Genomic DNA, 25,998 nt, shown 5'->3' on the forward strand with positions numbered 1-25,998 from the left:
ACCATATTCTGGAAGAATGTTTTTATTGGGGATTTCCTTACGAGACGAGGGGAAGTGAGAAATCCATGGACAACACGAAAACAGTGGTGCTAGACGAGGTTGAAAGCGCCGTGCCAGGCGAGGAAAACCCGGCCACGCCAGGGGCCGTGCCGGCTGGTGGGGTAAGTGGTGCTGCGCCAGCAGGACCGGAAGATTTGCCGGTAGCCAGGCGTCGGCGTTGGTGGGTGTGGGGTATTACCGCCCTGGTTGTTGGTGGTCTGGCCGGTGGTGCTTATTGGGGGTATTCGGCGTATAACGCTACCCGGGTTAGGCAGGCCTATGAGAAGGTTTGGCCGGTCTACCAGGAGGCTTACCTGGAAGCAGGGCGGGCTGTGGAGAGCGCTCGGGGTGTGTGGGAAACCTGTCAAGCAGACGCCTCCGATCTGGGGTTGGAGTGCGGGCCAGGGCCAGAACTTGCACACCAGCGTGAGCAAGTGGACCTTGCCAATGCGAAGACGAGGACGGTCAAGAATGAAACGAGACAGTTAGAAGAATTAACGGATAGCCTGGCCGTGTTTGCTGGCGAATGGAATACCCAAGCTGACCAGTGGACTGAGAGTATTGGGACTGCGCGGCGGGCGTGGGCAGAAAACGTGCTTAGTGGGCGGTTAGGTGCCGTACTCGAAGTAGCTGGTAGTGGTAATCAGTTAGTGGCTGCCTATCCTGATAGTGATGAGACGGGCCGGATTGGTCAGATACGGCAATCTCTTACCGACCTGCAAACCAGTATCGGTGGTGACGTGTCTGGTATGGATAGTAAATGGCGTGAACAAGCACTGGAAACAATCAAGACTGGGGAAGAAGAACTACCAGGCCTAATCCAGGCCCTGCAGGCGCGCCACGATAGTGAGCAAGCCGCTGCTGCGGCTGCGGCCGCAGCAGCTAACCAGCCACGCACATCGAACGTTGCAAGTGCAGGTAGCAATAGGGCCACTAGCCAGCCCTCCGTCAACAAAGAAACTACTAAGAGCAGTAGCTCGAGTGCTCGTAGTGGTGGCAACAGCGAGCGGAAAGCACCAGCTCCAGCTCCGGCACGTCCACCCGCCCCCGCCCCCGCGCCTGGTGTCAGTCGAGACCAGGCTATTGAAAAGAGTTACTGGTCTAATCCAGGCGATAGTTTGGGCGGCGGCTGGGTAGACACATCTACTGGGCCTAACTTGTGCTGGATTTTGGACACTAAGGGAAATGCAGTCCCGTGTCCGTAAATGTGAAAAAACTGGGGAACTAGCAAATTAGGAGGTTTGTCCACGCGTTTGTGTAGTTAGGGCGGACTGTGCGGTAGTTGGCGCTGCCGCACAGTCCTAGAAGATGATTTCTTGTTTCCAACCAGTTTGGTTGGCGTTCGTATTGTAAATCAACTCCTTAAGGGGTAATTATGCCGAATTTGGCTTATCGTCGGGGTGGTACTTCCCGGCGTAGCGGGGTTGTTCTCGCTTTATTGGCAGTATTGACGTTGTTTGCGTCGATGCTTGGCCCGGTTAGTTCGCGGGCGGATTGGGATTCCTCGGTTGGTCGGGGGATCGACGTGACGGGGGTTAATCAGTATGGCCCGTTGCGGTTAGGGCCGCATTATGTGGAGACGGCGCAGATTAATGGGGAAGTGATTGAGGCTTACCCGATTTGGTGTATCCAGGCTTTGTATGCTGATCCGGGGCCTAATCAGATGACGGATATTGCAACGCTTACGGATTCTCGTAAGCTGGGGCCGGCTGAGTTGGCGTTGGAGACTCCGCAGGCGGCGTGGTTGTTGCAAAAGTATGAGCGTAATAAGGACGACAATGTTAATTTGGCGGCCTTGTCGTATCTCATGCATGTGAATTTCGAGCAGGATTACAAGACCCCGGGCGATGCGGCTAATACGGTTGCAGTGCTGGTGAACGCGGTACGCTCCCAGCAGCCCGCGGTTGAGGCCCGCGCTCAGCAATATGTTGCTGAGGCTCGTGCTTCTGCAGCTGTTGGTTACGAAGCTGGCAATGTAGACGGCGACGGACAACGCACCGGCAACATCCACAATATTGGTGTACACCCAGAAAATTCTGGAGTATGGGTCCCTGGTATCCCGGTCACAGTCACGTTATCGGGGCCGGCGGTTTTTGATGCGACTGGTACTAATACTTGGTCGGGTACAACGGGTGCGGAACCTATTACGCTTAATTGGTCCGCAAACGGAAACGGTGTGGTTAGTTCCCAAGTTAGTTACAAGTCCCCTGCACGTCGTACGTTGACGCGGTTTGCGGCTAATGGGGCTATTCAGGACATGTTGTCTTATGGGAATAGGCCTGCTTCTGACCCTGAAGAGGTTTCGCCTGGTCCGCGCGAGTTTCGGGTGATTTTTGATTTCCAGCCGGTGGGTGTTTCTAAGGCTCGTGTGGTGGAAGTTAATACGGACTCGAAGGTGCGTGATGATTTCAGGACCGGGGTTGATAAGTCTTATGGGGATGGTACTTGGACCGTGGTGGATGGTCAGCCAGTGCCTGTGACTTATACGGCTACGGCTTATTTGTCGCGTACGAAACCGGTAGAGACGGATACGGTTCCTGCTGGTGCGGTGAAGGTCGGCTCGGTGGATGTGGTTGCTAGTGGTGAGGGTCAGGACCTTACTGCGGAGCTGGATCTGCAAGAGCGTGGTTGGGTTACCTGGGTGTGGTCTGTGGATAAGGCCAAACAGGGCGATAACGCTAAGTACGTTCACGATAATTGGGCTGACCATTATGGGCTGGCTGATGAGACAACGAAAGAGAATTTCACTTTCCGGCCTATCGGGGTGTCGAATGTTGGTAGTGCGAAGGTGATTGAGGCGGGCGAGGTTCCTACTGATACTTTCGTGGCTAATGCTGATCCGGCGTTCCGGGATGGTGAGTGGACGCGCCTGGTTGAGGGTGATGGTTCATTCGACGAGGGTGATTATGTTCCGGTGACTTATCGGGCTAGCGCGTATTTGACTGGTGAGGTTTTGCCGGTTACTGGTGAGGTTGTGCCAGCGGATGCGAAGTTGCTGGGGTCGGTGACGGTTACGGCTAAGGGGCCGGGAGAAGAGCTTTCGGTTAGCTTGGATAAGCCAGCACCTGCTGGGTTTGTGACCTGGGTTTGGGAAGTTAAGCCCGAAGACCAGGATCCGGCTGTTATCCAGTGGATTGAGACGGGTTGGGCTGACCATTATGGGTTGGCTGATGAGACAACTTCTGTGCGGTACGCGGCCAATATTGATTCGGCGTTGTCAATTCGGGATACGAAGTCTGGTACTTACCTGGTTGATGATGTGTGGGTTTCGGGTATGCCGTCTAATCATGGCGATTTTCCGGGTGGGGCCGGGTTCGCGGCTGATGCGGTGAAGATTAGCCATGAAGTTTTGTTCTTCCCGCAGGGGTTGGATGTTGTGGAGGCTAACCGGGATAAGGCCGAAAAGATCGGTGTAACGGTTGAGCTGGATGCTAAGAACGGGTTTTATGCCTCGGTCGGGGATCCATCGTGGTTGATGAAGAAGAATGATGCGGGTGAGAACGTGCCTGGCACGTACGTGTTTGTTTCTTCGTTTGCTGGTGATGATCGGGTAGCTCCGGTGACTACTTCGGTGGAAGATACTAAGGAACAGTTCACGGTCAAGGCGGTACCGTCGTTAGGGACAACTCTGATGTATGAGGGCCGTCACGATGAGGTTCCTGCGGTTGGTCAGATCGAGCTTGTGGACCGAGTGTGCTACACGAGTGTTGAGCCGGGTAAGACTTACGAGGTTGTTGGCAAGCTCATGGATAAGGCCACGGGTAAGGCTTTGGAAGATGAGTCTGGTAAGCCGGTTACTTCAAAGGTTGAGATTACACCGGAGAGTGCTAATGGGTGTACAGAGGTCGTGTTCAAGGTGGATGCGAGCTTGTATGCGGGTAAGCAGACGGTTGCTTTTGAAGAGTTGCGTGAGAATGGCGAGCAGGTAGCGGTTCATGCGGATTTGGAAGATGAGGGGCAAACGGTTTCGTTTGCGCCGCGTTTGAAGACGAGCGCTGCGAATGCTGCGGATGGTTCGAAGGTGGTTGCTGCCGGGCCGGGTGCGAAGATTGTGGACCAGGTTTGTGTAGCAGATGATTCGGCTACCAATTTTGTTGCGGGCCGGGAGTACCAGATTCGCACGACGTTGAAGACTTCTTCGGGTGAAGACGTGGTGGACCAGACCGGTAAGCGGGTCATGGTTGATACCACGTTCGTTCCTGAAAAGGTTGGGGACTGCGCGACGGTGACGATGGAGTTTGACGCAAGCAATCTTGCTGGTCAGAAAGTGGTTGTGTTCGAGGACGTGTCCCATGATGGCCAGCTGCTCACGGTACACCACGATTTGGAAGATGAGGCCCAAACCGTAGAGGTCGGCAAGCTTCCGGTACCGGATGCGGGTCGGGGTTCTGCAGCGCGCGGGCTTGCTCATAGTGGCGCGAAAGTGGCGGGGCTTGCAGTCCTGGCTATGGCCGGTGTTGGGCTTGGCGGGGTTCTCGTCTATTTGCGTCGGAAGCGCGAGCTAGCTTAGAAAAACCGTTTAGGTAGAAGCGGGTGTGGCGGTATGCGCGTGTTTGTGAATCGTGGTCTTTTCCGGGTGTGCGCCGTCCGTCGTCTTAGCCGCCTTGAAAATGAAGAAAACATGATAGCGGACCTCGCCGCTTACCCCTTGTGTTTTCTTACCTCACAGGGCGTGCCAAACATCTAGAAAGACCACAAATTGAGGAGAGGGGCAGGCCAGTCATTTATTGGCCGGGTAATGCCAACACACCCACCGGCCGGTCTGGTCTGCCCCTTTTCCTCCTTAATAGCTGATGAGAGCTAAAAGATTTGCCCCTGTTAGTGCCGGTTGTGCGGGCAGGTGGTGGGCCTAGTGTGTGGCCCCTCCTTGCAAATGTTCACATGCTGGGCCCACCACGTAAGCCACGACCTTGAACAAAACATTCCTCCAGGCACTGGCGGGGTGGGAAACGAAAATAGGCGAGTTTTGCTGGGATTGGAAGGAGTGGAGGGGATCGTGAAGATTTTTGAGCGGATACGCCAGGTATCGGTACGTGGGTGGATTGTTGTTGCAGTTGTGGTGTGTGTGGTTGCGGTGGGCGCCGTGTGGCTTGTGGGCGTGGTACGTGACCGGGCAGAAAGACAGGCCGCGGTTGAGGCATATCAGGTGGCGGTTGCCGGTTTTGCGGCCGATGTTGATAGCGCGCACGCCCGTGCGAAAGATGCGGGCGGTGTGATCGAGTTGTGCCGCGGATTGGCTGACGCGCCGCGTCAGGGAAGTTGTGAGAGTGCTGCACAGATTGCGTCCGCGATTTCGGATTATTCGACGGATATGAGCGTGGTGCGGTTTGACCTGGATATGGAGTCAAGCCCGGTCACCGATATTGAGGCGGCGACGCAAAGGGTCGGCCAGGCGCGAGAGAATCTTGCAGGTTTGACCGAGGCGCTAGCGGACCGGGTTGGTAAAGCCCAGGCCGTGATTGACGGGGCGCAAAGCGCATACAAGAAATCGAAGTTGCAGCCGGTGATGAGGGAGGCGTCTGAGGTGGCGGTTAGGGCGCGAAGCGAGATTGAGGCGAGTGATGCGGCGTTCCCGGGCCTGGGGGTTACGAAGGAGTTGGCCACGAAAACTAGCGAGTTGGACGCAGCTTTGAGTAGTGCGCAGGAAAGGTTTACCCAGATTGATTACGAGGAGGCACAACACTTGCGCACCGGCCTGGCTGGCCTTTCGGGCGAGGTTTCGGGGTTGACGTTGGACCTTTCAGCCAAGCGCACGGCTACGGACACGCAGGGCTTGTTTGATCGAGACCAAAACGCACAGTGAAAGGGCAGTGACTGATGATGAAGCGTCGAGAGTGCGTAGTGGCCCATCGGGGCCTAACAGCAGTACCGAACTGGCTGATTCATGACAGCGGATTGTCGTATGCGGCTTTGGGTTTGGCGCTGACATGCCTTTCCATGCCGGTCGGGATGCCGGTCGGGTATCGCCGCTTGGCGGGGCGCGGACTGGGTGAGGCGGCAACCCGAAAAGCACTGGCCGAATTGGAGGCACGGGGTCTGCGTTTCCGTTTTACCGTGCACGTTGACGGGAAAATACGCGACGTAACCGTGGTTTCGGATATGCCGTTGACACCGGTCCAGGCGGCTGGCCAGGTGACCGAGTGTTTGGGGTTAGAAGAAAACGATGGCCACGCCTTGGCCTGTACATCTCACCCGCAGCCACCCGCCGCCCCTCCACAAACCGAAGCTGATAGCCAGGCGGGCGTTTTAAAGCAAGAGAGTGTTTTTGGGAGGGAGGCAGTTCCGGGCGGGATTGCCTCGAGCAAGGTTTCCGGTCTTGCTCCCGTCATTGCTGGTAACGGCGGTGAATCTCCCTTCACAGGAGCAAGGCCGGATGTTAAAACGTGCGGGAAAGAAAGAACACCGCACAAACCTACCAACGGGGAAGGAAAGAAAGAATGTCAATGAGGGTGAAAGTAACCGCTGTGGGCGTGGCACTGACAAGCCTTGCGGCAAGCTTTGCAGGCGGGATTGCGGTAGTAGCTGCAGCTGAGGACCCGGCGCCCGTGGCAACCACACAACCAACCGGTGACCCGAAAACGCCGGCAGAATACACGGGCGGGGATACCGATCCGGTTCCTTCCCCGGTCACTGATCCGGCGCCCGTCCCCACTACTCCGGCACCTTCGGTGGAGCCGGCCCCGGTCACTGATCCGGCGCCCGTCCCCACTACTCCGGCGCCTTCGGTGGAGCCGGGCCCGGCCACTGATCCGGCGCCGGCGCCCGCGCCTGTGAGCTCGGTGCCTTCGGTGGTAGTCCCGCCGGCGCCTTCTCCGGTTGAGGTTCCTGGGCCGAAGGTTGAGCCTGGGCCGGTGCCCGGCCCGGGCTCTGGCGCACCCGCGCCGGCGCCTGGAAAGCACGTTTTGGCGGGACTTTCGACCTCGCTGGAAAACGTGGCGAAGGCTAACCGTCAAACGGCTGCAAACAGCACGCGCGGGGACCGTTTGGCGGTGTCTGCACCGGCTGGTAAGCAGCTTGTGGCAGGCCAGAGCGAACTGGCCTATACGGGTATGGCCGGGCAGGCGCTGGTGCTCGCTGGTTTGGTTTCTTGCGGTGCAGGTGGGGTATTGCTGACCGTAGCGCGGAGAAAGGCGTAGTGGATGGACATTCTACAAAGCGTTCTGGAGTTTATTACCAAGGCTGCCACGATTGGTGGGAGTATGTGGGCGCTGTGGGGAGGCATCGAGTTCTGGCTTGCCCAGCGTGATCAGAACGGTGCGGCTAAACAGCAGGCGATTTGGCAGATTATTGGTGGCGCGATGATCGTGGCTATGGCCGGAATGTTTGCCCGGATTGCCCTGTAAGGGTGAAACAAGAAGGGTAGGGCGGTAATGGCGCTCGAAGTCAGAGTTTTTAAAGAGTTCACGTCGTATCAGGCGAAAGTGGTGGCGGGCATGTCCTGGCGTCAGCTTTTGGTGGTGGCCGTGGCTTTGCCTGTGTTGGCGGGTGCCTATTGGGTTTCCTTCAAGCTCGGGTCGGACGATGTGGGCGTCATTATCGTGGCCCTTCTTGCTATTCCGGCGGGTGCTCTCGGGTGGGTAAGGCCGATGGGCATTCCTTTTGAGCAGTATGTGGGTTTCTGGTGGGCACACCGCCAAAACCGTTCTCCATTGGTTTATTGCGAAATAGGTGGTCATGATGACATCACGAGTAGGGGTAAGGAAAAGCCGCCGGTTGGCCGAAGCAGAAAAGCCATCGCGGCATTCGAGCGGGGCAACTAGCCCGCGCGCAACACACAGCGTTAGCGAGAATACCCGTCAGGGCCGTCAGGGGCGGGCGCGGCGGGCCAATAAAAGCACGCAGGCGGCGATTAGTTATGAGGCAATGGCCGAGTCGGGTTTGTGCTACCTGGGTGGTAAGCGTTATTCGATTACGTTGCGCATGTCCGATGTGGATTACCAGTTGGTGCCTGGCGAGGTGCAAGAAAACATCGTAGAGAAGTATGCAGCGTTCTTGAACGGGCATTTGGCAGGTCAGCATGTGCAGATCACGATCATTAACCGGGTTTTGGATAAGGACCGGTTGATCCGGGATGTGGCGATTTCCCCGCGTGGGGATGGTTGGGATCAGGCGCGGCGCGAGTATAACGACTTGATTTCTGCCCGGTTGGAAACAGGACGCAATAACACGGTGACAGACAAGTTTTTGACCGTGTCTGTGGAGGCTGAGTCGGTTGATGAAGCGAAAACGATGTTGTGGCGTATCGCGGCGGAAGACGCGGCCTTGTTGCGTGAGGTTGGTGGGTGTAAGGCCTATCAGCTTGGCGGGCGTGAACGGGTGCGGATTTTGCAGCACATGCTACGCCCGGGCCTGGTACCCGATTTTGACTATAAGGACTTGCTGGGGCAAAACGCGACGACGAAGGATGCGTGCGCGCCGTGGTCGCTTGACCACCGTTCGCGCGCTGACCGGGTGGAACTGTCCGGGTCCCGGTCCGGTTTTTGGCGTACGTTTGTTTTGCGCAAGCTCCCGCCGTGGATGAGCGACCGGCTGTTGAAAGAGCTCTCGGAGATTCCCGCGGATTTGACGGTTTCGCTGCACTTGGATCCGCTCGATCAATCGGACGGGCTGCTGAAGGTTAAGCGGCAGATCGCGTCGATGGATATGCAGCGGACGACCGAACTACGCAAGCTGGCAAAACAAAACTTGACGTATGATTTCATTCCCCACGAATTGCAGAATGCTTACGATGAGGCCGTTGCGCTACGTGACCGGCTCGAACAGTCCAACGAAAAGCTTTTCGAGGCGACGATCGTGGTGGGCGTGGCTGGGGATGATAGTGAGGCTTTGGAGGAAGCCAGTAAACGCGTACTACGGGTGGCGAGTAAGAACTCATGCCAACTGGAAGTACTGAAATACATGCAGCTGGAAGGGCTGAACGCGATTTTGCCGCTCGGCGTGTGCAAGATCCCGGTCAAACGCAATATTACGACGGCGATCGCGGCGGTCATGATCCCGTTTACGACGCAGGAAATCATGCACGATACGGGTAATTTCTACGGGATCAACGCCTTATCGAAGAACTTGATTATTGCGGACCGGACCTGCACAATGAACGCCAATTCCTTCATTTTGGGCACCTCAGGGTCGGGTAAATCCCAGTTCGCGAAGTTCGAGATGGAGCAAACTTTTTTGCGCCGTCCCCACGATGAGATTCTCATTATTGACCCAGAACGCGAATACGTGCCTTTGGCTGACGAGCTACAGGCTCAACGGGTGGTTATTTCTGCTGGGTCTTCGGACACAATCAACGCCCTCGACTTGGCGAAGGACGTACGGGACAGTGAATCTGACCCGGTGCGGGATAAGTGTTCGTTTGTCCTGGCCTTGGTCGAGGTTCTCATTGGTGGCACTGAGGGCCTGTCAGCTGAGAAGCGGTCCGTGATTGACCGGTGTGCGCAAACCTTGTATAGGGAGTATTGGAATACGCCGGGGGCGTCGGCTCCGACGTTGGCGTCTTTGTACAGTATTTTGCGCGAGCAACCGGAGAAAGAGGCTACCGAAGTGGCTACCGCCCTGGAGCTGTATGCTCGCGGGTCTGCCTCGGCGTTCGCGCAAGCAACGAACGTGGATTTGAGTTCCCGGGTCATCGTTTTCGATATTGCCGACCTTGGGCAGGATTTGCAGACGTTCGGGATGATGGTCGTTTTGGAGGAAGTGTGGACGCGTATTAAGCGCAATAAGGCGAAGGGCGTCCGCACCTGGCTGTATATTGACGAGTTCCACTTGTTGTTTGGTAATGACTATGCGGCTGCGTATTGTCAAAGTCTTTTCAAACGCGTGCGTAAATACGGGGCGGCAGCTACGGGTATTACCCAAAATATTGAAGAGCTTTTGGGGAATGAGCGGGCCCGGCTTATGCTCTCCAACTCTGACGGGTTGTTCCTTCTCAATCAGCAGTCCACGGACGCGGACGCACTGACTGAATTGTTGAGGCTTTCGGCCCAGCAGCGTGGCTATTTCGTCAATGTGACGCCCGGGTGCGGGTTGATGAGGATTGGGGACGCAACCGTGCCCTTCGATAATTCGATGGATCCGAATTCGCGCATATTCAAAGTTTTCTCGACAAGGTTTGAAGAAATGGGCGGGCAGGAATGATACTCGATCACGATTTAACTCCGGAAAATTTGCGGGTCATCGCCTCCGAATACCCGCTCACCGAAGAACTCCTGGACGAATTGCGCACCCACCCGTCCACGTGGCCACAGCTGCAAGCCTGGACGGACTACGTGAAAGCAACAGGTACTCGCATACCCGTCCCAGAACCAACCGAAATACCCGTTCCGGCGGGTATGGAGGAGGAAAACACAAGCAAGCCGGCCAAGCCGGTTAGGCGCCGTACCGGAAAAGTACGCACGATGGTGACTGCCGTCTTGGTTGTTGTGGCGGCTGTTTTCGGGGGTGCTGCGGGTATTACCACGTTCCTAAAAATACGCGGTGACAATGTGCAAGCATCAAGCGTGGAGGCAAGCGTAACTCCGGCGTCGCAATTGACAGCGTCCGTGGCGTATGGGGATGGTTTTTTCTGTCGTTCAGATGGGAGTTCGGTGGTTGAGTGCGTGGGCGCGAACGATTTTGGCCAGTTGGGGGCCGGTCATAGCGGTCCGGCTGGTAAACACGTGTTTGACGTGGGCGGGAACGTGGAGGAACTGGTAGCTGGGAAGAATCACGCGTGCGCGCTGGTTGAAGGTGGCCGTTTGCTGTGTTGGGGTGATAACCGGTGGATGCAAGCCGCGCAAAGCATCGAACAGGTGGTGCCTCCTACCCTGGTCAATCTTAATAGTGGTAGCCAGGTTAGTGACGTGGCGGCCGGTGAGATCCACACGTGCATTATCGACGCTGCCGGCCAGGTTGTGTGTTGGGGTTCGGATTGGCATGGTGAGCTTGGTAGCGGCACGCAAGGTCAGATAGCCCAGGGACAAACGCTTGTTGACATCGGCCCCGGCCCGGCACAAAAAGTGTATTCGTTGCGGTTCGCCACGTGCGCGGTAGACGATGCTGGCCAGGTTGTGTGTTGGGGGTCGAATGATTCAGGCCGGTTGCTCGCGGGCGGGCCGGCGATTGTTGGGCCTACCGTGATGGGGGAGGCCCAGTGAGCAGGTTTCGCCGTTATGGCGATGAACCCCTTGTCAAACCACACTTGCGTGCCTCGGTGCCTCTCACCCGTGGCCGCACAATTTTAGGGGAGACTGGCCGGGAAGAAAGGAAACTGGTCGTTGCCGGACGGCCCGGCCACGCGCGCGTGGGCGTACGCCGGTTAGGTGCAGGCACGAAGATTGCGGGCGTGGGCCTTCGCAACGTATCCCAGGCTGCTCACAGCGAGGACGCGGGGCAAACAATCGAAGAAATGACCAAAGGAAAAGCTTCGAGCTTCCTGACCCGCCGCCTTCCTGACCTTCGCCGGCGGGCCGGCATTGGCGGCCACCGGCTCGGGGTCCGGGCAGGTGGCCGGGCCGTGGGCGCCTTCCGCGCTGCCGGTGTAGCTTCCCGGGAGACTGCTGGTGTAGCGGTTCGCGAGAGCCTGGGCGGGGCGCGGGTCGCGGGCATGGTTGGAGGCCGGCTTCGCGGGGCGGGCGCGGCTGGCCGGCAAACGATGCACGTGGCTGGCCGGCAAAGCGCGCAGGGAGTGCGTGCGGCTGGCCAGATGGCGGCGCGCTTGGCCCAGGTGGTGGCGCGCCGGTTGGCGAGTTTCGCGGCTGGTGTGGCCGCGAAACTGGCCGTGCCTTGGCTGGCCTTGGCCGCGCTTTTCGCTATCCCAATCGTGGTGGTGGTGTCGTTTATTCCTTCGTGGGTGGCGAACTTTTTCGACGATGTTTCTCCCAGGACTCTCGGTTTTTCGATGGGGGATGACTACCCGTGGGCCAGCTTGGTGCGCGGGGGTGATGGTAATGCCCTTCCTGCTTATAACACAGTCAACCCACATACGAACTACTATTACGGCAATTGCACGGATTTCGTGTTTTGGCGTGTGAACCGGGATATGGGCGGCACGGTTGACCACTGGGTGTACACGCGCATGGACCTGACCCCGCTGGGTGGTAATGGCCGCCAGTGGGGTAAGCCGGGTAACCTGCCCGGCTGGACTACGGTCACGCGACCGGAAGATGCCCGGCAAGGGGATATTGTTTCCTTCGAGACGGGCGCGTTTGGCCATGATTCCCCGTTCGGCCATGTGGCCTATGTGGCCACCGTGAATGAACGGGGCGATATTGTGACCGAAAACTATGGGCTCGCCAAATATTATGTGGAGACTCTAGACAACGCCCAAGCACGCAAGCTCATGGATTCGGGGGCACTGGTCATTAAACGCAACCCGGCCTTGCAAGGCCGGGTCGAGGCTGCAGGGTCTGGGATTGCGAGTGGGGTTCTTGCCCGGGCCGCATCAAATATCGGCACCCCCTATGGGGGCGGGTCCCCGCCTGGCCATTTCGATTGTTGCGGGCTGGTCAAAGACGCGTTCTTGTATGGGGCTGGCATCCAGCTGCCGATGAGCGTGCCCGGTAACGGGTGGGCCACATCGAAATGTGAATATGCGATGTATTCGCTTGCCCCCTCGTATGGGGGTACATACGTGCCTTTAGCACAGGCGCAACCAGGCGACATCGTATTTTTCCAAGAAGTGGGCGTGTCAAAAGCGTACGACAACTTGACACACGTGGCGATCTATGCGGGTAACGGGCAAGTAATTGACGCTATCCCTGCTGGTGGTGTGGGCGTGCGGGCGCTGAGTTGGTATTCAAAGACCGAGGCAGTTGAGCCGATGGTCGTTCGCGTGGGAGGCAAATAGATGGGTGACATTATTATCTCCATGCTGGAGTCGATTTTCGCAGGGTCTTTTGCTTCCGGGGCGCAATCCTTGCGCACCTCGATTATCGAATACAACGAATCTGCCTACCATTTCGCGCAAAACGTTAATACGGCTGCAGTTAAACCGGTGGCGGCAGTGATCGTGGGTATCATTTTGGTTTTAGAGCTGGCCAGAATCAGTATCCGCTATACCGGTGAACAAAAAGCGGCAACGCAAGTGGTGTGCGTGGCCTTGGTCAAGTCGGCCCTGCTGATTATTGCTATTCAACATACTGACCTGATTTTGGCGGCGATGAACGGCGCGGGGGATGCGATTATTGGGGCCACATCGGACCTCACCCCAGCCGTTACAGACCAACAACTCCCAGAATCTTTGCGCCAGGCGGTGGAGGACACCTCCATGATGGATAAGGCCGGGCTCATGCTCGTCCTCTTCATTCCCTGGCTGCTTGCGGCCGTCGGATCAATCGCCGTTAAAATCGTCGTGTTTATCCGCTTTGCGGAACTCTACGTGCTTTCGGCGGCCGCCACGCTGCCCATGGCTTTCCTGGGGAATCCGGACACTAAGTCAATCGCCATCGGTTTCCTGAAACGATACGGGGGCGTGGTGTTGCACGGCGTGATGATTGTGATCATTATTGCCGTCTATTCTTCCTTCCAATTCTCCGGTATCGATCTGGCAGGATTGACCGGGGATAACCTGCTCTCGGAATTGACGAAGAATTTCGGGGCGCTTATCGGTGGCCCCGTCGTCTTCATGTATCTGCTCTTCGGGTCGGGGCGTCTCGCTCGGTCCATGCTCGGTGACGGCTAATCCCCGTGTCGCGGGTTAGGAGAATGTGGGGGCGTGGAGTTTGCGGGAAAGGAAGGGACGAACTCCACGCAAAATATAGATGCACTTATCGGTGGGCAGGCGCCCCACCTCGTCCCCGGTTAAAAGCTCTCGGCCAAGGAGGCGGTCAGAACGGGAGAAGGAACCGGACCTGCCCTTCGATAGGGATGTGTCCGTGCCGATAATCGTTTGTTTGCCAAGCATTTTGGAAACATAGTCCGTCGTCGATTTTTCTTGCCCGCCTAAAAATAAGAGTGAGTCGCAGTTGCCGATGATGGTTTCCCAGTCGTCTTTGTACAGGGATTTTCCTTGCGCGAAGTTCTGGATAATGACGGATACGGAAATACCACGGGACCGCATGACCGCGATTTTTCGTTCAAAGGAAGGGAGTTTACCAATATTCGCGAATTCGTCCATGAAACATTGGACCATGACGTCGAGGCGCCCGTTGTCGTTGTGGTCAGCAATATAAAGATTGGTCTCAAATAATTGTTCGTAGAAGATCGCTGCGAGGAAGTTAAAGGTTGCGTGCGTGTCGGGAATGATCAAGTAGAGCGCGGTCTTTTCCTTGCCTAGCAAGTCCAGGCGGATCGTGTCTTGTGCGAGAAGGTGGCGTATTTGTGCCATGTGGAGGGGTGCCATGCGCACCCCGAGGGAGATGATGACCGATTTTTTCGTTTCCCCCGCTCCTTGCAGATACGTGTTGTATTGCGAGTGGGCGAACCGTAGCCCGCCCAGCATGGTGCGGGCGTCGCTGGTGATTTTTTCGGGAGGATAGTCGTCGTATTCTTCCAGGAGGTCTTTGACCGCGTCGAAGATAAGGTCTACTTTGCTTTGTTTTTCCTCGTCTTGCTCTGAGGCTTGCATGTCCGCTAGAAGGTTGACGACGTCGATGAGCGTGCCCGGCTGGGTGGGGGTTTGCGTGAAATACACGTAGGAGATGAGAGCGTTGAGGAGGGCACGTTCGGCTTTCTCCCAAAAGTCCCCACCGGACAGTGGCCGCTTACCGGACGTGTTCGTCACCAGGTTTTCCGTCAAAATAGTGCAGTCTACTTCGGCCTGGTTGGGGTTGAAGTAGGCCATGGGGTTGAATTGGTCAGAGCGTGCGAAGTCAATGAGGTTGAGGACTCGCACCTGGTAGCCGTTTTCTTCCAGGTAGGCGCTAGTTGCTCGGTAGAGTTCGCCTTTTGGGTCAGTGATCACGTAGGACGTGTTTGCCTGGTGAATGTTGGGCATAACGTAGTAGCGGGTTTTACCTGACCCGGAACCGCCAATAATGCACGCGTTGAGATTTCGTTGGGTTGTGCGCGAGTCTAGCGATAAGGATTCCGTGCGCGTGAAAAGAAGATTGGAAGCGGTGGTCCTGTTTTTGTAGGGGCGGATATCTGACCGGGATGCCCACGTTGCTGACCCGTGTTCTTCACCCCGGCGGCGCTGCCGGTTGCGTGCAGTCCTGTCAGCAAGCAACATGACAACACACATCGCGACAAGGGCGCCGGCGATGAGATCTCTCGGCTCGCCGGAAATGTGGAGCGGGTTTTCGGTTAGGTCGGTGAGACAGTGGTTGAAGATCTCGCCGGGATTCATGCCACTGGCCGCGTCCGTGCGTACCTGCCAACTGATTTTGTTGGCTGCCCAAAAGCACGGCAGGGCGATAAATAGGTAGAGAAGGTAGGTCATGAAAGGCTGCGTTCTTTCGTGGTGTGGGCTTGCCCGGTCGGGTCAAGCCGGTTGTTAATACGCGTGGCAAGCCGGGCCAAAATATAAGCCCGATCAATATGGGAGGCACCAACCTGCCCGCCCTCCACGCCACTACTAATTTGTTCATCTCCGAATGCCGGGCCGGGCACGTCGCCATCACTTGGCGAGTCGCTTGCGGCCATGCCGGCCACGGCCGGCATTGTTTCCACCACCGCCGGCGCTGTTTTCTTCACTGGCAGGGAACTTGGAGTGGGCGGGGTTTCTGGGCCTTGGGTTGTTTCTTCCTGGATTGGGGCCAGTTGGGTTGCTGGTTGGGCGAGAATATTGGAGAGAAGTTTCCCGGCCCCGCCTTGTAGCGCGATGAGAAGCGTTGGGGAGGCATAGATGAGAGTGTCATCTTGGCCCATGCCAAGCCGGCGCAAATACGGGTCGGGTTTGCCTTCATCGAGGGCAACGATTTCGACGGGCGCAAGGCGCTGCAAGCTCGTCGTATCCGATTGGTCGCGGCTGGTGCGAGTAAGGACAACTATCCAGCTATTCATTGTCTTTTACCCACTGCTCGAACGTGTCGATAGCGAGAACCTCGGCTTCGATGCCGTAAGCATCGAGTTTTCCTTGCTGGTAGAGGTGCCCGTAAACGATGACGGGCACGTCCAGGTTGCCGCGCGTGTTCACGTAGTCTTTGAAAAGCTCGCGGGCGTGGCGGGCGCGCGGCCCGGTCATGCGCACGCTTATCCGCAATTCGTGACCGTCTGGCCCGGTCGTGGTCACCGAAAATGACAGGCAGGTGTCTGCCTGGGCGCGGCTTTCGCGCGGATATTTTTTCACTCTGCCAATCACGGCAATAATTGATTTCATCGCCGCGGCCCCAAACTACGCGCCGGTTTCGGCGTGCGTGTTTTTATCGTCACGGTTTTCTTCTCGATGCGTTTTTGGAGGTTTTCTCGCACTTTTTGCGCGGTAACTGTCCCCTCGCCTTCTTTTTTCACGACTTTCGTGTTCTTCTTAGCCTCTCCCTGTACCGCCTTGGCCGGCGTGGCAACTGTTTGGGTTTGTTTTTGGGTGGGGGCATCTTCCCATGATGTTTCGATAGTGGCCGGGTCGAGGTCGGTTTTCTCGGGTGAGGTTTGGTCGCGCGTGTGGGCGGTTTTTTCCACGCGGGCAGCCACCTGGGTGATGGCGTGGCGTACCGAGTCGATGTCTTTGCCTGCGAAGTGGAAATAGGTTGTCCCATCCGTGCCTTTCTCCACTGAGAAATTAATCCCGCGCTTCTTTAGGTCTCGGGAAAGACTGTTCATGAGATTAGAGGAGACGGGCAGGGAGTGCAGGTCTCCACCGGAAATATGCTGCAAGGTGCGTAGGCGTAGTTTGCCATGCGGGTTCTTTTTAGGTACGCCGGGCAGTTTTTGCAGGCCGTGTTCGGCGAGCTTGAGGCCGCGTAGGAATATTTTCGAACTGGCGGTGATAGCTATCCCAGAGACTTTCACACCCGTCCGGGTCAGCTCGGCGGTAATGGTTTGGGCGTATTGTTCGGAGCCGATAATGCTCATCGTGAGTGCTTCCTTTCCGGAGGATTGATCTGTTTGAGAGCTTTTTCTAAACGGGCCGCATCACGCGCGTGTGTTGCGAGGTCTTCGTCGATGGCGTCCGTGTTTTCGTTTCGGTCTGCTAGTTTTTGCCGGGTAAGGACAAGAGAGCTAGTTTCGGTGCGCAGAGCGGTGATGCGTGTGCGCAGTGCGGCCACGAAGTCGGGTTTTTCTTCGGGGGCCGTCAGGCGGTAGTCGCTGACGATGTTGATTACCGCGGCGTCGTCGCGTAGTGCCTCAACCTTGCGGTCGATGAGCCGATAGTAGGCTTGCTGGCGGGTGGTGAGCCCGCGCGTGACGATCGGCGCGCTAGTTGCTAGCGGGTCAAGGTTGGGGCGCGTGAACCACTGGTAGAGATCTTCAGGGTTATAGGTGCCCGCGTAGGCGCCGCGTTTATCGATTAGCGTGACCGGAAGTGTTTGGGGAAGAAACATACGCGAGGTTTGTCCGTGGGAGTTTATGGCGTCGCTGGAGACGATCATGAACGTGGGCGGGCTCGCCCCTGGTACGCGAACTTTGACCCGCTGCTTATCTACTTTTTCGATGAGTGAGGGCTGGAGGACGAACTCGCTGACGGCTTCGCGGCCCAGGCGGGTCATGATCGCACTTTCCGTAAAGGCAACTCCCAACCGGCTCCCGCGCACGGGCCGCCGTAGAAGTTTCGGGTCGTGGAAGACAATATTCTTTCCCCGCTGGGTGACCGATACTCCCATCTCTTTGAGAGTTGCCACCATCGCGGTCCACGTGGAGGTTTCGTAGATGGCCAGGTCGATCTTCCGCGCCAGGGTTTGCAGCTTGGACCGTCCAGCGGACCGGGCATAGATTTCCCCGATGGACACGCGCCCGCTCGCCGTCTTTTTCTTTTCGGGCTTGCGGGTAACCGCTAAACCAAGGGGCCCAGTTAAATCGTTGGATAGTTTCCGGAAAAGGTCCGCACGCGTTTTCGTCATGCGATACCTTTTCAACGTCACCCGGTTGACGGGATTAAACATGATGTGGTTGTGGATGTGGGACCGGTCAAGGTGGGTGGGACCTGACCCCCTGTTGGTGGACATAGGCTAGCCCCGGCGTTCAGCCGGAGAAAGGTAGTCTTCTACCATGTCCCGTAAAACATATTCCGCGCAGTTCAAGAAAGACGCGGTAGCCGCGTACGAGTCCAGCGAGGCTTCAATGGCGCAGGTTGCTTCTGATCTGGGAATTAATCGTAATTCGCTGCAAAACTGGGTAAACCAGTTTGGCACCGGGGTGCGGGCCAGGCGGCGCAAAGAAGCAGAGGCGGCGCGGGTCTTATCTGAAGCAGAGAGAATCCGACAACTCGAAAAGGAAAACGCGCTTTTGAAAGAAGAACGCGATATTTTGCGCAAGGCGGCGCAGTATTTCGCGAAGGAGATGGGCTTGTGATCCGCTTCAAGTTCATCGAGGACCACCGTACTGAGTTCTCAGTCAAGCGGATGTGTACCGTACTGAAAGTAAGGCGTTCTTCCTATTACAAGTGGGCCGCAAATGCGGCCCGGCGCGAGCAACAGGTATACGCTGACGGGCTGCTAGGGGAGCGAATTCGGATCGCTTTCGAGGCGGAAGGTGGCTTGTATGGTGCTAAACGTATAGCCGCGTTGCTTACTGCGCAGACCCCGGACCAGCCGGTAAATCACAAACGCGTAGCACGGGTGATGAAAGCTCTCGGGTTGGCAGGTTTTACGAAAAAACGTCGTGTTCGCACTACTGTCAGTGATCCACATAAGCGGGTCTTTGATGATCTTCTCGAGCGTGATTTCACCGCGGCCAGGCCTAACGACAAGCTTGTCGGGGACATTACATATCTTCCCCTTGCCGGGCAAAAGAATATGTATCTGGCTACTGTGATTGACTGTTTCTCCCGGAAACTGGTCGGTTTTGCGATTGCAGATCACATGCGTGTTGAACTCGCCCGAGAGGCATTACTGATGGCCGCAGACCAGCGAGGATCCTTGCGTGGAACGATTTTCCATTCTGATCACGGCAGTGTATACACCTCCTCTGTATTTCAAGAAACATGCCGCCAGTTGGGAGTACAACAATCCATGGGAGCTGTAGGCAGTAGTGCCGATAACGCGCTGGCAGAGTCATTTAATGCAACGCTCAAACGAGAAGTTCTCAAAAATGCGAAGGTTTTCCCCAACATGCTCTCCTGCCGCCGGCAGGTCTTTGCGTGGTGTACTCGGTATAACACGAAACGATTGCACACCTGGTGCAATTACCAGGCCCCAGACACCTTCGAAAAACACGCGTCAGCTACACTTGACCTTGCAGCATAAACACCACCCCCATGTCCACTTTCCGGGGGTCGGGCCCGTGGCCACGACGTAGTCGTGTTCCCCGCCCGTGATTTTTTCTATCAGCTGCACACCAAGGTCGTGAGCAAGATTCGGGTCATCAATTTCACCAGGCTTGAAGGACTGAATGATGTGGTGGGCCAAAATCAGGGTTGGTGAACCGCCCGAACGGCGCTGCCGTTCGGCCCGCGCCACCGTCTGCTCGAACGCGCGAACAATATCGCGCGGGAATTGCGGGGCAGCGCAATTCGACGAGACCATAATCCCGCCATTCGTTTTGTCAGGATTACAAATGTAGTCAATCGAGAACCCGAGAGTCTTTTTCACCTGTAAGACTTTGATGATCGCCATGTGCGCTCACTGGCCTATCTGCCACAAGGCGGCGAACTTCCTCAAGCAAGCTCAACGCTTCCATCGACAACTCGATCGTGATGCCCCGCTGTGTGTTAGCCCACCGGGCAATCTGGTTGATGTTATTACCGATGCGCGCAATCTGCGCGATCAATTCCTGATCGCGCTCGGGCCTGTACACAACTTCGACGCGTCCCCTGGCGAGAGCGTCACGTGCAAATTGAGAAAAGTTCGTGCAATGCGTGCTGCGCATACGGCGCAAAATCCGGTCCCACTCCACGGCGGAAAAATACAGGTCCTTACGGACTGTCCGCCTCCTATTCGCAGACATTTCATGTCTCCTTAAGGGGTTTGGGTATCCCAAGTTTAGCACAAGCGGGGCAGTTGTGTCCGGACAACTGCTAATCTTGCTACACCCCGCGCCTGCTACACCCCGCGCCTGGGACGAAAGCCCCAGGCGCGGGGTGTTGTTTAGGTGCTGTAAGAACAGCGAAAACCGTTTCGGTTTTCGCCTTTATCCCGCCTGCCGGCGGGCTGCGCGGGGTGCAGCGCGACGCTTTGCGCCGCGCTGGCGCAATTCCTTGCGGCGGAAAGGAGTTGCGGGCCGGCGGTGAAGGGAAAAATTTTGCGCCGCCTGTCAAAACATAAGGCGAGCAAGTTTTGCAATCATGGTTGGCAAATTTAAATCGTTATAGTGTGAAGATATTCGGTTGGTGCGGCGTGGCGTGAAAGTGTAGCGGGTGAAGTTTTTCGTAGGTTACGTGCAGGCGTGATAGTTAGGCGGTTGAAGAAGTGTGTGGTGGGTGGGGAAAACAGCAGCGCGGGCCGTGGTGGGGTAGGGTTTGCGATGGGAGATTCATCGCCGGTTTTTTGATCGGGGATTGAGAGTATGGAGTTTCCGGGTCGCCGCAGCGAGCTTGATGAGATGACGGATAAGGTTTTTCAGGCTGAGATTGCCGCTCTGGAGGTCAAGCGTGTGGCTATGCGTAAGTTGGTTGCAGCGGTGGAGGTGATGGAACAGGCTCACGCGGAAGTTTTGAAACAGCGTGATGCTTTGGAAGCGGCGGGGATGCGCCGCGCGTCGATCATTAAAGCGGTCGCGCCATCGACGTTGGCAGCGCGCGTGCTTCGCTCGAAGGCGCAAAACTTGCAGGCGCAAAAGGATGTGTCTCGTAGTGGCGAGGGGGAAGGTGGCGTATCTGGTGGGCCTGGCATGGCTGGCGAGGAACACCACGAATAACGTGACCGGCACGTAAGCCTCGCGCTCGGGCGGGCACTGTGCGTACGTGGAGGGCGGACCCTAAAAGGGGCCCGCCCTCCACGCGCGTTGTGTGTGGTTGGTTCTTATCTACTGATGGTTGGCCCGCCCCGGGTGGGTTCGGGCCCGTTTTGAGAGCGGGCGGCTATTGCTTTATTGACGTGGTCGAGTGCGTCGCGCGTGTCGGTTAGCTCGTCTTGGTAGGGGGAGGTTTGCTCGCCGTATTCTTGGATTTTTTCTATCTCGGCTTCTAATTCTTGGATTTTGGCGAGCGGTTTTTGCAAGCGAGTTTCCAGATCGTTGACTAGGTTCTCGATGCGGATGATCGTATTGTGGGTGGGTGCGCGTAGTTCGCTGACGGGTATTTTTACTACTTGCTGATTCCATGGTGTTTTTCCTTCCATGTCTAGTCGCTGCGCGTAGTAGAAGGGCGCGGGCGTGAGAAGAAGGGTCGGTTCGCGTTTGGGCGGCTGGTAGGACAGGGTCTTAAGGATGACCCCGTTGATGATTATGCTGGCGCGGAAATCGTAGGGCGTGCGCGCTTGGTAGACGTCACCGTACCCGTTAGATAGTGGCTGGGCGGCTGATAGTTCCTGGTGGGCTAAAGTTTTCAAGAACTCGGCTGCCTCGCGCCGGTCTGTGAAACTAGAGCGCATATGCCTGTCGCCAGATATGATGGTCATGCGAAAATCTTTGCCCGTGTATTCTGCCAGTGTTATTTTGAGCGTGTCGCGTAGCCGGTTAAGGTTTGCTGCTTGCCGTTTCAACATAGTGGCACGTGAGAGGTTGTAGCCACGGTTTGACTCCCAAGATCCTTGCAAACGCGAGAGCCTGCTTACCTTATTCTTCAGTTCGACTTGTCGGATAATGAGCGGGTCGGCGGTTGCGATCGCTTTCGATTCGGCATAGTCCATTTGGGCTTGCGAGATGTCTTCGACTTCCCTGCCGTCGAACTTGCCACGCATGACCTGAGAGATAAACGATTGTTTTCTCTCCAAGGTTTGCCACCGGTAGGCGTCCAGAGAATGCAAGGTGACATACCGGTAGGATTCGATTTCCTTGTTTTGGTTGCCTTGCCGGATGATACGCCCATCCCGCTGGGTGATATCGGCTGGACGCCATGGTGCATCGACATGGTGGATAGCCACTGCACGGTCTTGCATGTTTGCCCCGGTCCCCATTTTTTCGGTGCTACCAATAATCACGTTGACCCCACCCGTGCGGGCGCGCAAAAACAGCTGGGTTTTCTCAACCGTGGTTTTCGCGTCGTGGATGAATGCTATCTTCTCGCGTGGGATACCGCCTTCTACAAGTAGCTCACGGAGTTCTTCGTAGACCGAGAACCCGTTCTTTTTCGGGGTTCCTTGATCGCAAAAAACGATCTGCAAGGCCCCGCGTACCGAGTCCTCCTCCCCGTCATCGTTGACATAGACGTTGTCTTTTGTCCGGTTGAAGACGTCAAGGATTTGAGCGGCAACCACATCGACTTTGCGCTCGGTGACGTCGCTCGTGTCCATATCACCGAGGGCCCGCTCGGCCCGTTCGGGGGAGAAAAGACGGTCATCAAGAGCAAAAGTGGTCCCGTCCCCGGTCACGGCTAGCCAGTTATCGGCGTGCCGGTCTACATGTCGCGCTGAGATCATTTGGGCTCGCATGTCCAAGCGTTCTTGGAACTCTGCCATGGCTGGCCCCAAGTCCACTGTCTTTGTGACGGGTTGACGTTTACCGTCTTCGCTGCGTTTGGCAAGCTCGGGGACTTTTAGGTCAAGATCGGCTGCGAGTTTCACGTCAGCGAAGGTGTGCCACATGGCAAGTAGTTCTGGCACATTCTGGAAACGCGCGAATCGTTCCTTGACGGTGAACTGGCCGGCCGCGTTAAGCTCAACGTTTTGCTCCCGGACCGCGAACTGTTTAGCCCACGCGTCAAACACGTCCACGCCCGCATCGACAAGCAAATCTGGGCGCAAATAGTGGGTCATAACAAACATTTCCCCCATAGAGTTAGCCACGGGCGTGGCAGTCGCGAAAGTAACGCACCGGGGTGAAACATTGTCGCGCAACCAGTTGATCTTCATATCCATATCAGTTGCCCGCCCCGAACCGTTAGAAAGAAGATCAGCGGTTTGCTTGCCGGCCCCAATAGTAAGGTTCTTATAGCTGTGCGCCTCATCAACCACCAAGTAATCAACCCCAAGTTGCTCGAAGGTGAGCGCCCCCTTGTCTTGCTTTATCCGTTGCTTGTCAATCTCGCGGGTGATCGTGGTTTCTAGGCTTCTGCGTGCTTTCTCAACAGAGACTACAGACTTTTCCTCCCCGTTTTCTCGCAGGAACTCCAATAGCCGGTCGTATTGGTCAAGGGAGTGCCGGGCGTATTGTTCGTAGGAATCGGCAGATAGTGCGAGTTTCGTAAAAGCGGATTGGGAAGCAATGATGACATCCCACTGGGAAGTTGTCGCTTGCGCGAAAAATTCAGCCCGGCCCTCTTTCTGCAGGTTAGCAGTGTCAATCGCTAGCACGCGGGCCGCGGGGTAGGCTTGCAGCCACTCATTTTCAAACTGACCAACTAAATGGTTGGGGACAACAGCCATGGGCTTGTTTATCAGTCCGAGGCGTTTTTGTTCCATCACCCCACAAATCATTTCCAGGGTCTTCCCGGCACCAACCTCGTGGAACAGGCCGGCTGTTGGTTCTCCAATCATGCGTGCCACCGCCGATTTTTGGTGCTCGTAGAGTGTGATAGATGAGGCCAGGCCAGGCAAGCGTAAACGGTCGCCTGCCCGTGAATAGTCCCGGCCTACTAAAGAATTGAATTGCCGGTTGTATTTGGCTTGGAGCCGATCAGCCCGCTCGGCATCTGACCAAATCCACCGTGAGAATTCCGCCTGGATCTGTTCGGCTTTATCCTTGGCGGCTTCGGTCGGGCCTGGTAGAATAATCAGATTGCCCTCTTCGTCCTCACGCTTGACGGTAATCTCTTTACTCGAGAGCAAGCGGCGGAAGATCTCCGAGGCCCGCATGGCCGGAGTTCCCCACTTCGTGGTTTGCAGGAAATCATCGCTTGGCGCGCCGTTGAGCGTTACCGAATAGTCGCTTATCCCTGACCGGCGTACCACGGCTTTGGACGTGCGCAAAAGATGGTGAAGGAAGTCTTGATAGTCTTCCGTTTCGATCCACTGAGCCCCAATCTCGGTGGCAATCTGGTGGCGGGGAATATCGGGTGGCAAGACCTCGGTTAACGCGGCAACGTTTGCTTCATAGCGGTTATCGGTGAGTACAGCTTCGTGGGCCGCGTCTAGCTTGCGACGCACATTTCCGGAGAGGTATTCCTCGCGGATCACAAGGCCGGCATCCGGGTCGCGGAATATGAGGCCCTCGCGTAGCAAGTCCTCGGTGGGATCGGTATTCGTGCCCAGCATGTAGGCAATATATTGAGTGTCGATTTTTCCGCGTGCTTCTAAGGAAAGTTGTAGTGCGTCATCGAGGGAGTCAGCTCCTTTAGGGGTGTAGCGTGCATAGATTTGCCGGGAGGAAAGAATATCGGCGGGGCGGGCCGTGCCCGTCTCGTCATCGAATTTTTCCATGCCGAATGTGACCGCTGCGCGTGGATCACGCCGGGCGGCGACAACGGCGGGCGGGTAGATAACACGCAAGGTTTCTTCTTCGTGGACAGTGCCGTCCTTGTCTTTCTTGCGGCGAATCGTCGCACGTTTTTCATTACGGTTCAACGGCCCATATTTTTGCGTGTAGGCCATATATAGGGTGCGCACGTGTGAACGTACGTCCTCAAGCTGGGCGGAATAGCCCCGCTCCACGCTTTCCAACGCCACAAGTTCTTTCGCGTTTTCCATCAGTTCCATGATCGCGTGGAACTCGGGTACGTGTTTCTTCGCTAGCCGGATCGGCTCCCACGTGCCATTTCCGCTAAGCTTCTCCCCACCATTGGCGGTTGCCCGCAAAGAACCAACCGGTTGGTCCAGTTCCACATGTGTGAGAGTCACCTCGCCTTGTTCTACCGGGTGGTAGGCCAGGGGAGACATGCGAAGTATGTCGGTGAGGGTGGTTTGCAGCCTGGTCGCCAATTCTTTGTCGCGCACACCTGTAACAGTCAATGTCTGACTGCCATACATGCCATTGGCAAGGCTCATCTCACCCAGTACATGGGTAGGGTGGGCCGCCCAGTAAGTGTTCATCACGTGATCGTGGGCATTTCCATCCTGGTCGGTGAGCGTGAAGGGTGCGGTGAGCGTCCATGTATCATCGCCCGGAGTGTCTCCTTCCGCGCGGCGGCGGAATACTAGAAGGTCGGTGACTACTTGCGTGCCGGCGGTACTCTGGTGTGCTCCCGAGGGCAGACGCAACGCGGCCACCAAGTCCGCGCGCTCATACATATCACGGCGTGCCGCCGGATTACGCGAGTCCATCGTAAAGGACGAAGTCAGCAAAGCAACGTAGCCGCCAGCTTTGACCAAATCTAGGCTTTTAATAATGAAGTGATTGTGAATTGAGTGGTTGCCTGGGTTGTGTGCCCGATCTTGTAGCCGAATATCACCGAACGGCACATTGCCCACAGCCACATCGAACACAGCAGGAAGTTGCGTCTTCTCAAAACCTTCAATACGAATCTCATCATCCGGGTTCAGAACCTGGGCTATCTGGCCAGTCGTCGGGTCCAGCTCCACCCCGGTCATTGCCATGTCTGCCGGCGCGTTAGAAATAAAGGATCCAGCCCCGCACCCGGGCTCTAAACCGCGCCCGGCGGTAGCTCCGCATTCGGTGAGGGCTGCCCATATTGCACGCGAATATGCCGGGGCTGTGTAGTGGGCGTCAAGCACGCCGCGCCGGGCGGCGCGGTAGCCGTCTTCACCAAGCAAGGCGTGAAGTTTTTCCCGTCGGGCGACAAGGCTCTCAGACGTTTCGCGTTCGTCGAAGATGCGTGAAAGGCCGCCCCACCCGGACCAGGCTGCAAGAATTTCTTGCTGGGCGGGGGTAGGGCGGCCCTCGACGCGGGAAAGGGTTTCAATTGCGGCGATATTAGCATCCACGCGGGCCGTGAAACCCGAGGGAGAAGACAAG

At 56.6% G+C, this 25,998-nt stretch carries 21 protein-coding genes; 13 read left to right on the plus strand and 8 right to left on the minus strand.

From position 1 onward, the window contains the following. The first annotated feature begins 65 nt into the window (after nucleotides 1-65). The 11 genes from H8274_RS02220 (at nucleotide 66) to H8274_RS02270 (ending at nucleotide 13,699) form a co-directional block, all read left to right on the plus strand. Entirely contained in the window at nucleotides 66-1,244 is a 1,179-nt protein-coding gene (locus H8274_RS02220) for a hypothetical protein (protein WP_185933710.1), read from the plus strand. Nucleotides 1,245-1,414: 170 nt separating this feature from the next. Next, nucleotides 1,415-4,549, plus strand: a complete 3,135-nt coding sequence (locus H8274_RS02225) for a VaFE repeat-containing surface-anchored protein (RefSeq protein ID WP_185933711.1) — start codon at nucleotides 1,415-1,417, stop codon at nucleotides 4,547-4,549. Between the two features lie 456 nt (nucleotides 4,550-5,005). After that, a complete protein-coding gene (locus H8274_RS02230) occupies nucleotides 5,006-5,842 on the plus strand; it encodes a hypothetical protein (protein WP_185933712.1) in 837 nt (278 codons plus the stop codon). 14 nt (nucleotides 5,843-5,856) lie between these two features. Next, complete coding sequence (locus H8274_RS02235) at nucleotides 5,857-6,486, plus strand: hypothetical protein (protein ID WP_185933713.1); 630 nt, start codon at nucleotides 5,857-5,859, stop codon at nucleotides 6,484-6,486. Continuing rightward, entirely contained in the window at nucleotides 6,477-7,175 is a 699-nt protein-coding gene (locus tag H8274_RS02240) for a hypothetical protein (protein WP_185933714.1), read from the plus strand. Before H8274_RS02235 ends, H8274_RS02240 begins: the two co-directional genes overlap by 10 nt. Nucleotides 7,176-7,178: 3 nt before the next feature. Further along, the gene (locus tag H8274_RS02245) at nucleotides 7,179-7,382 is read left to right on the plus strand and encodes a hypothetical protein (protein WP_185933715.1); all 204 of its coding nucleotides are present in this window, start codon (nucleotides 7,179-7,181) and stop codon (nucleotides 7,380-7,382) included. Between the two features lie 27 nt (nucleotides 7,383-7,409). Continuing rightward, a complete protein-coding gene (locus H8274_RS02250) occupies nucleotides 7,410-7,799 on the plus strand; it encodes a PrgI family protein (RefSeq protein WP_185933716.1) in 390 nt (129 codons plus the stop codon). Next, a complete protein-coding gene (locus H8274_RS02255; RefSeq protein WP_420807978.1) occupies nucleotides 7,753-10,176 on the plus strand; it encodes a VirB4-like conjugal transfer ATPase, CD1110 family in 2,424 nt (807 codons plus the stop codon). Before H8274_RS02250 ends, H8274_RS02255 begins: the two co-directional genes overlap by 47 nt. Further along, complete coding sequence (locus tag H8274_RS02260) at nucleotides 10,173-11,174, plus strand: RCC1 domain-containing protein (protein WP_185933718.1); 1,002 nt, start codon at nucleotides 10,173-10,175, stop codon at nucleotides 11,172-11,174. Before H8274_RS02255 ends, H8274_RS02260 begins: the two co-directional genes overlap by 4 nt. Continuing rightward, nucleotides 11,171-12,865 (plus strand): CHAP domain-containing protein, encoded by a 1,695-nt coding sequence (locus tag H8274_RS02265; RefSeq protein ID WP_185933719.1) that lies wholly within the window; start codon nucleotides 11,171-11,173, stop codon nucleotides 12,863-12,865. The genes H8274_RS02260 and H8274_RS02265 overlap by 4 nt, the downstream gene beginning before the upstream one ends. Further along, a complete protein-coding gene (locus H8274_RS02270) occupies nucleotides 12,866-13,699 on the plus strand; it encodes a VirB6/TrbL-like conjugal transfer protein, CD1112 family (protein WP_185933720.1) in 834 nt (277 codons plus the stop codon). Between the two features lie 15 nt (nucleotides 13,700-13,714). On the opposite strand, the gene H8274_RS02275 is transcribed toward H8274_RS02270, so the two are convergent. The 5 genes from H8274_RS02275 to H8274_RS02295 are packed head-to-tail and all read right to left on the minus strand — an operon-like array spanning nucleotide 13,715 to nucleotide 18,059. Beyond that, nucleotides 13,715-15,397, minus strand: a complete 1,683-nt coding sequence (locus H8274_RS02275; protein WP_185933721.1) for a VirD4-like conjugal transfer protein, CD1115 family — start codon at nucleotides 15,395-15,397, stop codon at nucleotides 13,715-13,717. Further along, on the minus strand, nucleotides 15,394-15,960 hold the full coding sequence (locus H8274_RS02280) for a hypothetical protein (protein WP_185933722.1): 567 nt from the start codon (nucleotides 15,958-15,960) through the stop codon (nucleotides 15,394-15,396). The genes H8274_RS02275 and H8274_RS02280 overlap by 4 nt, the downstream gene beginning before the upstream one ends. Continuing rightward, complete coding sequence (locus H8274_RS02285; RefSeq protein ID WP_185933723.1) at nucleotides 15,953-16,276, minus strand: hypothetical protein; 324 nt, start codon at nucleotides 16,274-16,276, stop codon at nucleotides 15,953-15,955. Before H8274_RS02285 ends, H8274_RS02280 begins: the two co-directional genes overlap by 8 nt. Next, on the minus strand, nucleotides 16,273-16,968 hold the full coding sequence (locus tag H8274_RS02290; RefSeq protein WP_185933724.1) for a PcfB family protein: 696 nt from the start codon (nucleotides 16,966-16,968) through the stop codon (nucleotides 16,273-16,275). The genes H8274_RS02285 and H8274_RS02290 overlap by 4 nt, the downstream gene beginning before the upstream one ends. Further along, nucleotides 16,965-18,059 carry a relaxase/mobilization nuclease domain-containing protein gene (locus H8274_RS02295; RefSeq protein WP_185933725.1) on the minus strand — a complete coding sequence of 365 codons (1,095 nt, stop codon included), beginning with the start codon at nucleotides 18,057-18,059 and terminating at the stop codon, nucleotides 16,965-16,967. Before H8274_RS02295 ends, H8274_RS02290 begins: the two co-directional genes overlap by 4 nt. A 43-nt stretch (nucleotides 18,060-18,102) precedes the next feature. On the opposite strand from H8274_RS02295, the gene H8274_RS02300 reads away from it, so the two are divergent. Continuing rightward, nucleotides 18,103-19,298 (plus strand): IS3 family transposase gene (locus H8274_RS02300; protein WP_185933549.1). Its coding sequence is split into 2 segments (ribosomal slippage): nucleotides 18,103-18,385 and nucleotides 18,385-19,298, totalling 1,197 coding nucleotides; the frame shifts between segments, so codons are not numbered across the junction. Here H8274_RS02300 and H8274_RS02305 read toward each other — a convergent pair. Then, the gene (locus H8274_RS02305) at nucleotides 19,272-19,667 is read right to left on the minus strand and encodes a relaxase/mobilization nuclease domain-containing protein (protein ID WP_244924499.1); all 396 of its coding nucleotides are present in this window, start codon (nucleotides 19,665-19,667) and stop codon (nucleotides 19,272-19,274) included. The genes H8274_RS02300 and H8274_RS02305 overlap by 27 nt on opposite strands. Further along, nucleotides 19,615-19,998, minus strand: a complete 384-nt coding sequence (locus H8274_RS02310; RefSeq protein WP_420807968.1) for a MobC family plasmid mobilization relaxosome protein — start codon at nucleotides 19,996-19,998, stop codon at nucleotides 19,615-19,617. The genes H8274_RS02305 and H8274_RS02310 overlap by 53 nt, the downstream gene beginning before the upstream one ends. Nucleotides 19,999-20,556: 558 nt before the next feature. On the opposite strand from H8274_RS02310, the gene H8274_RS02315 reads away from it, so the two are divergent. Further along, nucleotides 20,557-20,907, plus strand: a complete 351-nt coding sequence (locus H8274_RS02315) for a hypothetical protein (protein WP_185933728.1) — start codon at nucleotides 20,557-20,559, stop codon at nucleotides 20,905-20,907. 104 nt (nucleotides 20,908-21,011) lie between these two features. Here the strand turns inward: H8274_RS02315 and H8274_RS02320 are convergent, their stop codons facing one another. Then, nucleotides 21,012-25,997: a helicase-related protein gene (locus H8274_RS02320; protein ID WP_221884757.1), complete on the minus strand. Its 4,986-nt coding sequence runs from the start codon at nucleotides 25,995-25,997 to the stop codon at nucleotides 21,012-21,014. Nucleotide 25,998: the final 1 nt, after the last annotated feature.

Origin of the sequence: Actinobaculum suis (assembly GCF_900618115.1) — a bacterium.
Lineage (GTDB): Bacteria > Actinomycetota > Actinomycetes > Actinomycetales > Actinomycetaceae > Actinobaculum > Actinobaculum suis.

What these genes read in the sequence shown, in the direction of transcription:
- H8274_RS02225 (WP_185933711.1), top strand. Translation starts at nt 1,415, where the DNA reads ATGCCGAATTTGGCTTATCGTCGGGGTGGTACTTCCCGGCGTAGCGGG.
- H8274_RS02220 (WP_185933710.1), top strand. Translation starts at nt 66, where the DNA reads ATGGACAACACGAAAACAGTGGTGCTAGACGAGGTTGAAAGCGCCGTG.
- H8274_RS02280 (WP_185933722.1), bottom strand. Translation starts at nt 15,960, where the DNA reads ATGAATAGCTGGATAGTTGTCCTTACTCGCACCAGCCGCGACCAATCG.
- H8274_RS02285 (WP_185933723.1), bottom strand. Translation starts at nt 16,276, where the DNA reads ATGAAATCAATTATTGCCGTGATTGGCAGAGTGAAAAAATATCCGCGC.
- H8274_RS02315 (WP_185933728.1), top strand. Translation starts at nt 20,557, where the DNA reads ATGGAGTTTCCGGGTCGCCGCAGCGAGCTTGATGAGATGACGGATAAG.
- H8274_RS02245 (WP_185933715.1), top strand. Translation starts at nt 7,179, where the DNA reads ATGGACATTCTACAAAGCGTTCTGGAGTTTATTACCAAGGCTGCCACG.
- H8274_RS02310 (WP_420807968.1), bottom strand. Translation starts at nt 19,998, where the DNA reads ATGTCTGCGAATAGGAGGCGGACAGTCCGTAAGGACCTGTATTTTTCC.
- H8274_RS02270 (WP_185933720.1), top strand. Translation starts at nt 12,866, where the DNA reads ATGGGTGACATTATTATCTCCATGCTGGAGTCGATTTTCGCAGGGTCT.
- H8274_RS02305 (WP_244924499.1), bottom strand. Translation starts at nt 19,667, where the DNA reads ATGGCGATCATCAAAGTCTTACAGGTGAAAAAGACTCTCGGGTTCTCG.
- H8274_RS02275 (WP_185933721.1), bottom strand. Translation starts at nt 15,397, where the DNA reads ATGACCTACCTTCTCTACCTATTTATCGCCCTGCCGTGCTTTTGGGCA.
- H8274_RS02235 (WP_185933713.1), top strand. Translation starts at nt 5,857, where the DNA reads ATGATGAAGCGTCGAGAGTGCGTAGTGGCCCATCGGGGCCTAACAGCA.
- H8274_RS02295 (WP_185933725.1), bottom strand. Translation starts at nt 18,059, where the DNA reads ATGTCCACCAACAGGGGGTCAGGTCCCACCCACCTTGACCGGTCCCAC.
- H8274_RS02240 (WP_185933714.1), top strand. Translation starts at nt 6,477, where the DNA reads ATGTCAATGAGGGTGAAAGTAACCGCTGTGGGCGTGGCACTGACAAGC.
- H8274_RS02290 (WP_185933724.1), bottom strand. Translation starts at nt 16,968, where the DNA reads ATGAGCATTATCGGCTCCGAACAATACGCCCAAACCATTACCGCCGAG.
- H8274_RS02250 (WP_185933716.1), top strand. Translation starts at nt 7,410, where the DNA reads ATGGCGCTCGAAGTCAGAGTTTTTAAAGAGTTCACGTCGTATCAGGCG.
- H8274_RS02260 (WP_185933718.1), top strand. Translation starts at nt 10,173, where the DNA reads ATGATACTCGATCACGATTTAACTCCGGAAAATTTGCGGGTCATCGCC.